This is a genomic window from Pseudomonas mediterranea CFBP 5447 (assembly GCF_000774145.1).
In the GTDB taxonomy this organism is placed as follows: domain Bacteria; phylum Pseudomonadota; class Gammaproteobacteria; order Pseudomonadales; family Pseudomonadaceae; genus Aquipseudomonas; species Aquipseudomonas mediterranea.
In genome coordinates this window covers 1-15,452 of sequence record NZ_KN322980.1, presented here as the reverse complement: position 1 = coordinate 15,452, position 15,452 = coordinate 1, and the positions used below count along the sequence as shown (strand labels likewise).

General features: G+C 64.3%; 2 protein-coding genes. Both read right to left on the bottom strand.

What is annotated here, in order from left to right:
* Window positions 1-11,915 (bottom strand): non-ribosomal peptide synthetase (locus N005_RS03050; RefSeq protein ID WP_167336853.1); only part of this gene is annotated, 11,915 nt, incomplete at its 3' end.
* Window positions 11,912-15,452: non-ribosomal peptide synthetase (locus tag N005_RS03045; protein ID WP_047699307.1), on the bottom strand; the 3,541-nt coding region annotated here is incomplete at its 5' end. The genes N005_RS03045 and N005_RS03050, both read right to left, overlap by 4 nt.

The following is a 15,452-nucleotide window of genomic DNA, read 5'->3' as shown; positions in this document are numbered from 1 at the left end:
CGATGGGCCCAGGTCAGGAAATTCACCGTGTTGCGGTGTTCGATCATCACGCCCTTGGGCAAACCGGTCGAACCCGAGGTGTAGATCACGTAGGCCAGATGCGACGAGGTCAGCTCGGCAACCTGCGGATTCGAGACGGACTCGTCCTGCCAGAGCCCGCTACCGAGATCGATCACCGGCATCGAAGCACCTGCCAACAACCCGAGAGTCGCCGTCTGGGCCAAAACCACCGCTGGAGCACTGTCCTCCAGCATGTAGGCAATCCGATCCGCCGGATACGCCGGATCCAGCGGCACGTAACCACCGCCTGCCTTGAGGATCGCCAGCAATCCGACCACCATGTCGAGGCCACGCTCGACGCAAATCGCCACCCGCGAATCCGGCCGTACACCCCGCCCGCGCAGGTAATGCGCCAACTGGTTGGCCCGCTCGTTCAACTCGGCATAGCTCAGGCGTTGCCCGCCATGCAGCACCGCCAGCGCCTCCGGCGTACGCTGCACCTGCTCCTCGAACAACCCATGAATCGTCTGATCCAACGGATATTCAGCGTCGGTGGCGTTGAACGCCACCAACAACTGCTCACGTTCCGCTTCCGGCAGAATCGGCAGATCGTGCAGGGGCGCGTCCGCTGTCTGCTCGAGCATCCGGATCAGGCCTTGCAACGCCTGCTGCACGTAATCGCAGATACGTTGTGCACCCATCTGTGCCGGCGTCATGACCGTGAAGCTGAACGCCTCGCCCTGGTCATCGACATTCAAGGTCAGCGGATAGTTGGTGCGTTCCTCGCCGCTGAGGATCTGGATACCCTCCCAGGCCGACAGCGCCTCGGTCGACGCCGTTGCCCCGGTATGACGATAGTTGAGCAAGGCGCTGAACAACGGCGTCGGCGCTTCCACGTCGCTGCACCGTTGCGCCAGGGCCAGGGAGGCGTGCTCATGACCGAGCAACGCAGTCAAGCGCGCATGGGTCGCCTTCACACCTGCACCGACAGCGGTTTGCCCCAGGTTGACCCGCAACGGCAAAGTATTGATGAACATGCCCAACGCACGATCGGCACCCTCACCGCCCTGCATCCGGCCCACCAGCACGGTGCCGAACACCACATCGTCCTTGCCCGACACCTTGCCCAGCACCTGTGCCCAGACCAGGTGATACAGACTTGCCGCGCTCACGCCCAACTGACGGGCCTGCGCTCGCACCCGGCGACTCAGGTCCTCGCCGACATCCTGGCGAACCTCTTCGATACCACTGCCGTCACCTTGCACATCCTGCAAGCCGAACGGCAGCGTCGGTTCGTCGAGGCCACCCAGCATGTCACGGAAGAACGCCTCGTGGGCCTCGCGGCTCACACCCAGCCGGGCCTGGGCCACGTAATTGCGGTATGGCACCGATGTTGGCAAACGCTGGGCCTGGCCGAGCATGTGCGCCTCGATCTCTGCCGCCAGCGCAGCCAGGGAGGTGGCATCGTCCACCAAATGATGGAACAGCAGGATGCCCACCCAGCGCTGGTTCGCCGGGTCTTGCGCATAAGCGATGCGCATCATCGGCGCCTGACGTACATCCAGGCGGTAGTGCCGCGGATCGAAGCGCTGGTGCAGTTGCGTGGCGATATCGCCTGCCGCCGGGTCCAGCGCTACCGCTTCCACACCCAGCTGCGCGTTACGCCAGACCACCTGCACCGGTTCGGCCAAGCCTTCCCAGACCACCCCGGTACGCAGGATGTCGTGGCGGGCAACGACCGCTTGCAACGCTTGGGCAAAATCTTCCAGGCGGGTGAAACTGTCGAAACCGAACATCACGTATTGCAGGTAAGGATCACCCTGGGCTGCCGCGAGGTGGTGATACAGAATGCCTTCCTGCAACGGCGCCAGGGCGTAGATGTCCTGCACATTGGCGACGCCGCCGGGCACAGTGGCGACGATCCGGTCGATAGCCTCCTGGTCCAGATCGGCCAGGGGCAGCATGTCCGGGGTGATTCGCGTGCAGCCGGCGGGAATGAGATTGGCCGGCACCACCACGTCGGTGCATGTACCGACCGCAGCGGCCAGCGCAGCCAGGGTCGGCTGGCCGAACAGCACCCGCACATCGGCGGACAGTTCGACCTGGCGCATGCGTTCGATCATTTTCACCGCCAGCAGCGAGTGCCCGCCCAGCTCGAAGAAATTGTCGTGGCGACCGATCCGCTCCAGGCCCAGCAGGTCCTGCCAGATACCGGCAATGGCAACCTCGACGTCACCTTGCGGCGCTTCGTATTCACGGGTAATCACCGACGCCTGGTCCGGTGCCGGCAACGCCTTGCGATTCAGCTTGCCGTTGGGGGTCAGCGGCAGTGCCTCAAGCTGCACATAAGCCGCCGGCACCATGTATTCCGGCAGTTGCGCTTGCAGTTGAGTCCGCAAGCTTTCGATCTCGACACGGTGCTCGTCACCGTGCACAGTGAAATACGCCACCAGGCGCTTGGCCCCCGGCACGTCTTCGCGAGCCAGCACCACGGCTTCCTTGATCGCCCCGTGCTGGGCAAGCTTGGCCTCGATCTCGCCGAGTTCGATACGGAATCCGCGGATCTTCACCTGATCGTCATTACGCCCCAGGTAGTCGATATTGCCGTCCGCCAGGTAGCGACCCAGGTCGCCGGTGCGGTACATCCGGGCATTCGGCCGGTCACTGAACGGGTCGACGAGGAAACGCTCCGCCGTCAGTTCCGGACGGTGCAGATAACCCCGCGCCACCTGGACGCCACCAATGTAGATCTCCCCGGCCACGCCCAGGGGCACCGGTTGCTGATGGGCGTCGAGCAGGTAGATCCGGGTGTTGGCGATCGGCTTGCCGATCGGCGTGCTGTCCGGTGTCTCGGCCCCCGTGCAGTCCCAGGCGGTGACGTCCACGGCCGCTTCGGTCGGGCCGTACAGGTTGTGCAACGCAGTCCCTGGCAATTGCGCCTTGAAACGCCGCACCAGATGGCCCGGCAAGGCTTCGCCGCTGCACATCACCTGGCGCAGCCCCTCGCACTCGCCAGCCTCACCATGGGCGAGGAACACGTCCAGCATCGACGGGACGAAGTGCAGCGTGGTGATGCCGTGTCGCTGGATCGCTTCGCGCAGGTACGCCGGATCGCGATGGCCGCCCGGACGGGCCATCACCAGCCGCGCACCGGTGAACAGCGGCCAGAAGAATTCCCACACCGACACGTCGAAGCTGAACGGAGTCTTCTGCAGCACCGCGTCCGCCGCGCCCAGCGTATAGGCGTCCTGCATCCACAGCAGGCGGTTGACCACCGCGCCATGCTCGTTCATCACGCCCTTGGGCAGGCCGGTCGAACCGGAGGTATAGATCACATAGGCCAAATGGCTGGCATGCAAGCCCGAAACCTGCGGATTGCCGGTCGGTTGCGTGGCGAAGTCTTCGTCTTCGAGCACCATCACCCTGGCAGCGGTCGCCGGCAGGCTCGCCTGCAAGGCCCGTTGGGTCAGCACCACGGCCGGGGCGCTGTTTTCCAGCATGTAGGCCAAACGATCGGCCGGATAATCCGGGTCGAGCGGCACGTAGGCGGCGCCCGATTTCAGAATGCCCAGCAGTGCCGCGACCATGTCCGTGCTGCGGTCCATGCAGATCGCCACGCGCTCATCCGGACGAATGCCCAGTTCCAGCAAGCGATGGGCAATCTGATTGGCGCGGCCGTTCAGTTGGGCGTAGCCCAGTTGCTGCTCTTCGAACACCACGGCGACGGCATCCGGACAGGTCGTGACCCGTGCCTCGAACAGGCCATGCAAGGTCAGGCCTTGCGGATAGTCGACGGCTGTAGCATTGAACGCTTCCAGCAGGTGCTGGCGTTCAACCGCCGGCATGCTCTCAATTTCATACAGCGGCGTCTCGGGTGCTTGCTCCAGTGCGGCTACAAGGTTTTCGAGGGTGGCTTGCATGTACTCGCCGATGCGTTGCGCACCGATTCCGCGCACCACCTGCACCACCAGGCTGAAACCTTCGCCCCCATCATCCACGGCCAGCGTCAACGGATAGTTGGTGCGTTCTTCACCGCCGATGGATTCGATACCCTGCCACGCCGACACCATCTGCGCGGTGACTTCGACCGAGCAATGGCGATAATTGAGCATGGAACTGAACAGCGGCGTCGGTGCCACCACGCCACTGCAACGCTGGGCCAGCGCCAGCGGAGCGTGCTCATGACCGAGCAGCGCGGTGAGCCGTTGATGGGTGGTTCTCACACCCTCCTGCACATTGCCCCCCACCAGGCTCACCCGCAACGGCAGGGTATTGATGAACATGCCCAACGCATGATCGGCGCCCTCTCCGCCTTGCATCCGACCCAGCAGCACCGTGCCGAACACCACTTCGTCGCGTCCGCTGACACGGCCCAGCACCTGTGCCCAGGCCAAGTGCATCAGGCTCGCCGCGCTGACGCCCAACTGACGCGCCTGGCCGCGAAGACGCCGGCACAGCCCTACCTCCAACGCCAGCCTGACCTCCTCCACGCCGTTACCGTCACCCTGCACATCGCGCAGACCGAACGGCAGCGTCGGTTCATCGATATCGCCAAGCATGTCGCGGAAGAACGCTTCGTGCTCCTCCTGGCTGACCCCGAGGCGCGCCTGGGCCACGTAATTGCGATAAGGCACCGCGGCACCCAGTTGATCGGCCCTGCCGAGCAGGTGGGCCTGCATTTCCCGCTCCAGTACCTCCAGCGCGGTATGGTCCAGCACCGAATGATGGAACAACAACATCGCAACCCAGCGCTGGTTGGCGACATCTTCTGCGTACACCAGGCGCAGCAGCGGCGCCTGGCACAAATTCAGCCGATACTGACGGGCATCGAAACGCTCATAAAGCTGTGCAACCACCTCTACGCCGTGAGCATCCGGTTCGAATGCCTCGCAGATGAGTGGTGCCCGACGCCACACGACCTGCATCGGTTCGTCGAGCCCCTCCCAGGCCATCGATGTCCTGAGGATGTCATGGCGATCGATCACCTGTTGCAACGCCTGGGCAAAGCTGTCCAGACGGGCGCGGCCGTCAAAACCGAACAGCGTCTGCAGCACGTAGGGATCACCGCTGTTCGCGGTCAGATGGTGATACAGAATGCCTTCCTGCAACGGCGCCAGCGGGTAGATGTCCTGGATATTGCCCGCGCCACCCGGCACGCTCGCCACGATTCGGTCGATGGCGTCCTGGCTCAGAACGGCCAGTGGCAACATGTCCGGCGTGATCCGCTCGCAACCTTCGACAATGGCGCTGGCCGGCACGACCACATCACGATGCCCACCCACCGCAGCGGCCAACGCCCGTAGCGTCGGTCGGCTGAACAGGTCGCGCACATCCACCGACAGACCGGCCTGGCGCATCCGCTCGATCAATCTCATCGCCAGCAGCGAATGACCGCCCAGTTCGAAGAAATGATCGTGGCGGCCAACCCGTTCCACCTTCAACAGCTCCGCCCACAAGCCGGCCAGGGTCTGTTCGATCTCTCCCTGCGGCGCCTCGTAGGCTTCGCTCGCGTAGTCCTCGGCGTGCGGCGCGGGCAGCGACTTGCGGTCCACCTTGCCGTTGAGCGTCAGGGGGAAAGCCGGCAATATCACGAACGCGCCGGGCACCATGTATTCGGCCAAGGCCGTGGACAGTTGCTCCCGCAGTCCGGCCACGGTCAGCGCGACCTGCGGCTGCGCCACGACATAGGCGACCAGGCGCTTCTCGCCCGACTCGTCGGCCCGCACCATCACCACGGCGTCCTTCACGCCCTCGCAGGTGACGAGCCTGGCTTCGATTTCACCCAGTTCGATACGGAAACCGCGGATCTTCACCTGGTCGTCGTTGCGTCCCAGGCATTCCAGGCTGCCTTCCGGCAGCCAACGGCCCAGGTCCCCCGTGCGGTACAGCAAGGCACCGGGTTCGTCGCTGAACGGGTCGGCTATGAACTTCTCCGCGGTCAGGTCGGGACGATTCAGGTACCCCTTCGCCACGCCTTTGCCGCCGATGTAGATTTCGCCGACGACACCCAGGGGCGCCAGTTGCTGGTGTGCATCGAGCACATATACCTGAGTATTGGAAATCGGTCCGCCAATCGGCACGCTTTGCGCGTCTTCGGCCACCGTCTTCACCTCCAGCGTGGTGGCATAGGTGGTGGTTTCGGTCGGCCCATAGCAATGCACCAGGCGCAACGCCGGCGCCAGGTCCAGCAGGCGCCGGAACGACGCAACGTCGGCACGTTCGCCACCGCACAGCAGGATGCGCAAGCCCGCCATGGCCTCGGGGATCAGTTGCACGTACTGGTTGAAGATCGCCGTGGTCACGAACAACACGGTGGCCCCCGACGCGTCCAGCACTTGGGCAAAGCGCGCCGGCTCGAGCAGGGTTTCATGGTCGATCACCACCACCTGTCCGCCGTTGAGCAGCGCGCCCCAGACGTCCATGGTGCTGGCGTCGAACGCCGGGTTGGAGGCAAAGGCGATCCGGTCGTGCTCATTGAAATCGGCATAGCCGTTGTTGATCACCAAGCGGTTGATCGCCCGGTGCGGCACCAGCACGCCCTTGGGCTGTCCCGTGGAACCCGAGGTGTACATGATGTAGGCAATCGACTCGCTGGACTGTTCCAGCCCTGGATTGTGGATGGCCCCTTGCGGCTCCAACATGTCCAGGTCGACGCGGCTCGCGCCCTCGGGTACCTGCTCGCGGCTGGACGTCAACACAAAGGACGCCCGGCAATCGGCGAGCATGAACCGCTGCCGCTCAAGCGAAGCATTGCGGTCCAGCGGGACATAGGCCGCCGCGCACTTGAGAATGGCCAACTGGCTGGCCAGCAGGTCGATCGAACGCGGCAACAGGATCGCCACACAATCGTCCGGCCGCACGCCAAGACCGATCAAGTGATGGGCCAGGCGGTTCGCTTGTGCGTTCAGTTCGCCATACGTCACTTGCCGCTGGCCATGCACCACCGCAATTGCCTGTGGTAGTCGTGCCGCCTGGGCCTCGAACAGCGCCAGCACGGTCTGGTCCTGAGGATAGACGCGCCGGGTAGCGTTGAAGTCCACCAGTAACTGCTTGCGCTCGATCTGCGGGAGGATATCCAGACGGTAGAGTGGGGTCTGCGAATCGTGCTCCAGCGCTTGCACCAAGCGATCGAGTGCCGTGTGCATGTACGCGCAGATGCGGCTTGCGCCAACGCCTTGCAACACCAGGGTGCTCAGGGAGAAGCCATCGCCCAGGTCGTCCACCGACAGCGCCAGCGGATAGTTCGTGCGTTCTTCGCTGTCCAGGGCCGTCATGCCCTGCCAGGCCGTCGTCGCCTCCGCCGAGATGACGCCGGAGGCACTGTGCCGATAGTTCAGCAAGGCACTGAACAGCGGCGCCGGAGCCGCCACGCGGCTGCAACGCTGGGCCAGGGCCAGCGAAGCGTGTTCATGAGCAAGCAATGCACTCAGCCGCCCATGGACGGCCTTGACGCCGGCCTCCACGCCCTGCTCATCCAGCATCACCCGCAATGGCAAGGTGTTGATGAACATGCCCAGCGCCCGGTCGGCGCCTTCGCCGCCCTGCATCCGCCCCATCAACACGGTGCCGAACACCACATCGTCGCGCCCGGACAACCGCCCCAGCACCTGCGCCCAGGCCAGATGATGAAGGCTGGCAGCGCTCACGCCCATCCGCCGCGCCTGGGCCCGCAGGCGGCGACTCAGGTCGGCATCCACCTCGAGCCGTGCCTCTTCGATACCGCGACCGTCACCCTGCACCTGCTGCAAACCGAAAGGCAGCGTCGGCTCATCGACATCGCCAAGCATTTCGCGGAAAAAGACTTCGTGCTGTTCTTCGCTGACACCCAGGCGCGCCTGGGCCACATAGTTGCGGTACGGCATCGCAGCCGCCAGTTGCTCTTGCCGTCCAAGCAGGTGCATCTGCATTTCCTGCTGCACCACGTCCAGCGCGGTATGGTCCAGGGCAATGTGGTGGAACAGCAACATCGCCACCCAGCGCTCGTTGAGCGGGTCATGGGCAAATCGCAGGCACATCAGCGGGGCCTGGCGGATATCGAGGCGATGATGACGGGAATCGAAACGTGAATGCAGCTGGGCCACGACGTCGCCATCCGAGGCTGGTGCATCGAACGGTTCGACGCTCAGGACGGCCTTGCGCCAGACCACCTGCATCGGCTGCTCCAACCCCTCCCACAACACCGAAGTCCGCAGAATGTCGTGGCGGTCGATCACGCTCTGCAGCGCTTGCGCGAAAGCCTCCAGGCGCGGCTTGTCCTGGAAGGCGAACAGCGCTTGCAGCACATAGGGATCGCCCTGTTGCGCCGAGAGATGATGGTAAAGAATGCCGTCCTGCAACGGGGCCAGCGGGTAGATGTCCTGCACGTTGGCGGCACCACCCGGCACCGTTGCGACGATGCAATCGATGGCCTCCTGGGTCAACGTGGCCAGGGGCAACATGTCCGGGGTAATCCGTTCGCAACCGGGAACGATACCGTTGGCCGGCACCTGGACTTCATTGCCGCTGCCCACCGCCGCGGCCAGCGCCACGAGGGTCGGTTGGCCGAACAGCACCCGCACATCGGCGCTCAGGCCGACCTGGCGCATCTGCTCGATCAGGTTGACCGCCAGCAGGGAATGGCCGCCCAATTCGAAAAAGTGGTCGTGACGCCCCACCCGCTCGACGTTGAGGATCTGCGTCCACAACTTGGCCAGGAGCGTTTCGGTTTCGCCCACCGGCGCTTCGTAGCCACGCGCCAGGATCGACGCCTGGTCCGGCATCGGCAACGCCTTGCGGTCAAGCTTGCCGTTGGCGGTCAGCGGCAACGCATCGAGGCGCACGTAGGCAGCCGGTACCATGTAGTCCGGCAAACGGCTTTGCAAATGCACCCGCAACGCTTCGATATCCACGGGGTCGCCAGGTCGATGCAAGGTGAAATAGGCGACCAGGCGCTTTTCCCCCGGCACATCTTCGCGAACCAGTACCGCCGCGTCTTTTACGCGCTCGTGTTGTGCCAGCCGGGTTTCGATCTCGCCTGGCTCGATGCGGAACCCGCGGATTTTCACCTGACCGTCGTTCCGGCCCAGGTATTCGATGTTGCCGTCCGGCAGATAGCGCCCCAGGTCGCCGGTGCGGTACATCAAGGCCTGCGGGTTGAACGGATCCGCGATGAACTTCTCGGCGGTCAGCTCCGGCCGGTTCAAATAGCCGTTCGCAACGCCCAGGCCGGCGATATACAGCTCACCGGTCACACCGAGGGGCACGGGTCGAAGCCGGGAATCCAACAGGTAGACCCGCGTGTTGCCGATCGGACGACCGATGGGAATGCTGCCCGCGCCGACCGACTTGATTTCGTAGGTGGTCGAGAAGGTGGTGGCTTCCGTGGGTCCGTAGCCGTTGAGCAAATGCTCCGGTGCGCCGTGTTCCAGGACGCGGCCAATCACGGTCGGATCGAGCACATCGCCGCCGACGATCAGGTAGCGCAGTTGCCGGAACACTGCCATCAGGCTGGCGGCGTACTGGTGAAACAGCCCCGCCGTCAGCCACAACACATTGACCGACTGTTCAAGCAGGAACGCTGGCAAGCGTTCCTGGGACAGCAATACGTCCTGCTCCACCACAATCACACAACCGCCATTGAGCAACGGCGCCCAGACTTCCAGGGTGCTGGCGTCGAAAGCCGGGTTCGAAGCGAACGCCACGCGATCCTGCTCGTTGAAGTCGGCATAACCGTTGTTGATGACCAGGCGGGAAATGGCCCGATGCGGCACCAGCACGCCTTTCGGTGTGCCGGTGGAACCGGAGGTGTACATGATATAGGCCGGTGCTTCGCTCGACTGCGGCGGCGAACCGTCCCAGGCCGGCAGCCCCGCCAGGTCGAGGCTATCGAGATCCACCCGGCGCACACCATCGGCCAGGTCCTCGGTGCCGTGGGTCAACACCAGCACGGCCCGACTGTCCTGCAGCATGAACTGCTGGCGCTCCACGGGTGCGTTGATGTCCAGCGGCAGATAGACCGCCGCGCACTTGAGAATCGCCAGTTGAGCGATCAACAGGTCCAGCGAGCGCGGCAGCACAATGGCCACCGTATCCTGGGGCCGCACACCGAGGTCAATCAGATGCCGGGCCAAGCCATCGGCTCTGGCGTTCAGTTCACGATAGGTCAGACTCTGTCCTGCCTGCACCGCCGCCAGCGCATCCGGACGGGCCTGTGCCTGCGCCTGGAACAAGGCATGAACCGTTTGCGCCTGCGGATAGGCGCGATCGGTGTGGTTGAATGACTGCAAGACTCGCTCACGCTCCTCCTGCGGCAGCACCGACAGGTCGTTGAGCAGTGACTCCGGGGCGCTTTCCAGTGCCGTGATCAAGTACTCGAGCGCTGCCTGCATGTAATTGCAGATGCGTTGCGCGCCGATCTGCACGCTCGCCTGCACTTCCAAGGCAAAGTCATCGGAGAAATCATCCACCGAGAGGATCAGCGGATAGTTGGTCCGCTCCTGCGCGCTCAGGGCTTCAATACCCTCCCAGGCCTGGAGCACTTCCTGCCCGGGAACCTGGTCCGCACCCGCGCTGTGGCGGTAGTTCAAGAGTGCGCTGAACAGCGGCGCTGGCGCCGCCACGCCACTGCACCGTTGGGCCAGGGCCAGGGAGGCATATTCATGACTGAGCAAGGCGCTCAACCAGCCATGGGTGCTTTTCACCCCGTCGCGCACGCTCTGCGCGCCCACGCCCACCCGCAGCGGCAAGGTGTTGATGAACATGCCCAATGCCCGGCTCAGGCTCTCGCCGGCCTGCATGCGTCCCAGCATCACCGTGCCGAACACCACCTCTTCACGCCCCGAGACGCTGCCCAGCACCTGGGCCCAGGCCAGATGGAAGATGCTTGCCGCGCTGACGCCGAGCTGACGCGCCTGCACCCGCACCCGGCGGCTGAGTTCCGGGGTCAGCGGTTGATGGTGCTCTTCGATGGCGCTACCGTCGCCCAATACATCCTGCTGGCCGAACGGCAAGGTCGGTTCGTCGACATCGCCCAGCATCTTGCTGAAAAACGCCTCGTCGGCCTGGCGCTGACCGGCCTGGCGGGTTCGCGCCACATAGTTGCGGTAGGGAATGGCCGGCTGCAATTGCCCGGCCTGCCCCATCAACCAGGCTTGCATTTCGCCCTGCACGACCGCCAGCGCGGCATGATCCAGCGCCATGTGGTGGAACAACAGCATCGCGACCCAGCGTTGGTTGACCGGGTCTTCGGCGCACACCAGCGACAGCAGCGGTGCCTGGCTGAGGTCCAGGCGATAGTGGCGAGGGTCGAAACGGGCTTGCAGTTGCGTCAGGACATCGCCCTCGGCCAGCTCGGCGCTGATGTCCGTCACGCCCAGTCGAGCCTGGCGCCAGACCACTTGGAGCGGTGCCTCCAGGTTTTCGCGGACGATGGCGGTGCGCAGGATGTCATGGCGATCGATCACGTGTTGCAGGGCCGCGACAAAATCCTCCAGGCGCTCACGGCTGGCGATGCTGAAATGCGCCTGCAAGACATAAGGATCGCCTTGGAGGGCGGTCAGGTGGTGATAGAGGATCCCTTCCTGCAAGGGCGCCAGGGGATAGATATCCTGCACATTGGCCGCGCCGCCCGGCACGCTGGCCACGATGCGATCAATGGCCGGCTGATCCAGCGCGGCCAGAGGCAGCATTTCCGGCGTGATCCGTTCGCAGCCGGCAGGGATGGCGTTGGCGGGAACCTCGCCCTCACCGGCCTTGCCGGCGTCATACTCGCCGCTGTTGATCAATTCGATCAGCGCGGCCTTGTGCTCGCGCAACAGGGCCAGCACCTCCGGCTCCTTCAACGACTGTTTCCGGCCCCGTACAACGAGCTGATCGCCGTTGACCGATAGCTGCACGTCTTTTTCTTTTAATGTCGCCAACAGTTCGATCACACTCACAGGACAATCTCCATTTTTTCTGTCGTTGCCGCATATTCCGAGAGCGTGGGTTGCTCGAACAGCGTCCGTACATCCGCTTCCATGCCCTCCTGGCGCATCCGCTCCATCAGGCTGACGGCCAGCAACGAGTGCCCGCCCAGCTCGAAGAAGTGATCGTGACGGCCAACGCGTTCCACGTTGAGGATTTCGGCCCACAAGCGGGCCAGAGTGATTTCGGTTTCGCCGACAGGGGCTTCGTAGCCGCGGGTGATGACCGACGTCAGATCCGGTGCCGGCAACGCCTTGCGGTCGAGCTTGCCGTTGGGGCTCAACGGCAATGCGTCGAGGCGCACGTAGGCCATCGGCACCATATGGGCCGGCAGGTGCGCCAGCAGGTAGACGCGCAGCGCCTCGATGTCCGTCGTTTCGTCCGGCGAACAGGCAGTGAACCAGGCCACCAGGCGCTTATCGCCCGGCGCCTCCTCGCGCACCAGGACCACGGCTTCGTTCACCACTTCGTGCTGGGCGAGCCTGGCTTCGATCTCCCCCAGTTCAACGCGGAAACCGCGGATCTTCACCTGATCGTCGTTACGCCCCAGGTATTGCAAGGTGCCGTCGGGCAGCCAGCAGCCGATGTCGCCGGTCTTGTACAGGCGCGCCCCGGCCCGCTCGCTGAACGGGTCGGCGATGAAGCGTTCGGCGCTGAGCTGCGGCAGGTTGAGATAACCCCGCGCCACGCCGACACCGCCGATGTGGATCTCACCGGGGACGCCCACCGGCAGCAACTGGCCGTGACTGTCCAGCACATGCAATTGCATGTTGCGGATCGGCCGGCCGATCGGAATCGAGCGGTTGCGGTAGGTATCCAGATCGGGATCGACGGTGTGCCAGGCGACCACGTCGCTGCACTCGGTGGGCCCGTAGCTGTTGATGATCGCCGGCCGTGGCAGCGGCAGTTTTTCCAGCATGGCAACCTGGATCGGCTCGCCACCCAGCACCACCCGCTTCAGGCAGGCCAGTGCTTCGTGCCGGTCGGCGTCCACCAGGGCGTGGAAGGCGCTGGGGGACATGTTGAGGTGAGTGATGCCGGCTTCGGCGACCTGGGCGACGATGGCGCTCGGGTTGAACGGTTCTTCGGCCAGGTGCAACGAGGCGCCGACCATCAATGGGGCGAGGATGTTTTTCTGGGTCAGGTCGAAGTTATAGGACGAGGCCAGCAGCACCGCGTCCCCGGCATGGAAACCCAGGTCGTCGAGGTACCAGTCCAGCAGGTTGCGCAGGCCGCGATGTTCGACCATCACACCTTTTGGCAGCCCGGTGGAACCGGAGGTGTAGATCACGTAGGCCAGGTTGTCCGGGGTCAGGTCCGTCACCTGCGGGTTGTGCTCCGGTTCGGCTTGGCACTCGCCAGCATCCAGGTCGATCAGCGGCACCGGCCCATGGGCCAACAGCCCGCGGGTCCCGGCTTGCGTCAGTACTGCAACCGGTGCGCTGTTTTCCAGCATGTAGGCCAGACGATCGGCCGGGTACGCCGGATCCAGCGGCACATAACCACCGCCAGCCTTGAGCACGGCCAGCAGGCCGACCACCATGTCCGCGCTGCGCTCGACACAGATCGCCACCCGGGAGTCCGCTTGTACGCCCTGTTTGCGCAGGTAGTGCGCCAAACGGTTGGCCCGGACATTCAGTTCACGATAGCTCAGTGACTGGTGGTCCTGCACCACGGCAACGTCATCCGGCGTGCGCAGCACCTGGGCCTCGAACAGTTCATGAATGGCCGCTGCCGACGGCGCAACGACTTCAGCGCTATTGAACTCATCCAGCAACTTGCGGCGTTCGCTGCACGGCAGGATGGACAACTGGTGCAGCGGTGCATCCGGCGTCTGCTCCAGCATCCCGATCAGGCTTTCCAGCGTCTGCTGCACGTAGCCGCAAAGGCGTTGCGCACCGATGTGGGCCGGGGTCATGACCGTGAAGCTGAACGCCTCGCCCTGGTCATCGACGTTCAGGGTCAATGGGTAGTTGGTGCGTTCTTCACCGCTGAGCACCTGGATACCACCCCAGGCCGACAGCGCCTCGGTCGAGGTCAGTGCGCCGGTGTGGCGGTAGTTGAGCAAGGCGCTGAACAACGGCGTCGGTGCCTCCACGCCACTGCAACGTTGGGCCAGGGTCAACGAGGCATGTTCATGGCCGAGCAAGGCGGTCAGGCGCGCATGGGTCGCCTTCACGCCCGCACCGACAGCGGTCTGCCCCAGGCTCACCCGCAACGGCAAGGTGTTGATGAACATCCCCAGCGCCCGGTCGGCGCCCTCGCCGCCCTGCATCCGGCCCACCAGCACCGTGCCGAATACCACGTCGTCCTTGCCCGACACCTTGCCCAGCACCTGCGCCCAGACCAGGTGATACAGACTCGCCGCGCTCACGCCAAGCTGACGGGCCTGGGCCCGCAACCGACGACTCAGGTCCGCATCGACGTCCTGGCGGAGCTCTTCGATGCCGCTGCCATCGCCCTGCACATCCTGCAGGCCGAACGGCAACGTCGGCTCGTCGACATCGCCGAGCATATCGCGGAAGAACTGCTCATGGGCTTCGCGACTGACACCCAGCCGCGCCTGGGCCACGTAGTTACGGTACGGCACCGAAGCCGACAAGCGTTGCCCCTGGTCGAGCATGTGTGCCTCGATTTCCGCGGACAGCACCGCCAGCGAGGTGGCATCGTCCACCAGGTGGTGGAACAGCAGGATGCCCACCCAGCGTTGATTTTCCGGGTCTTGCGCATAAGCGACGCGCATCAGCGGTGCCTGGCGGATGTCCAGGCGATAGTGCCGTGGATCGAAACGCTGGTGCAGTTGCGAGGCGATATCGCCGGTCGCCGGGTCCAACTGGACCCTTTCCACAACCAGCTGCGCGTTACGCCAGACCACCTGCACCGGCTCGGCCAGTCCTTCCCAGAGCACAGCGGTGCGCAGGATGTCATGACGGGCAACGACCGCTTGCAACGCCTGGGTGAAACCCTCCAGACGCGTGAAGCTGTCGAAACCGAACAGCACATATTGCAAGTAGGGGTCACCCTGGGCTGCCGCAACGTGGTGATAGAGAATCCCCTCCTGCTGCACGTTGGCAACGCCGCCGGGCACCGTTGCGACGATCCGGTCGATGGCGTCCTGGTCCAGGTCGGCCAGGGGCAGCATGTCCGGGGTGATCCGTGTGCAACCGTCCGGAATCAGGTTCTCCGGCACCACGACTTCCGTGTGTCCGCCCACCGCAGCGGCCAGCGCGGCCAACGTTGGCTGACTGAACAACACCCGCACGTCGGCGCTCAGATCGATCTGGCGCATGCGCTCGATCAACTTCACCGCCAGCAGCGAATGGCCGCCCAGTTCGAAGAAATTGTCGTGGCGACCGATCCGCTCCAGACTCAGCAAGTCCTGCCAGATGCCGGCAATGGCGACTTCAACTTCACCTTGCGGCGCTTCATAGGCATGCGTGATCACCGAAGACAGGTCCGGTACCGGCAACGCCTTGCGATCCAGCTTGCCGTTGGTGGTCAGCGGGAAG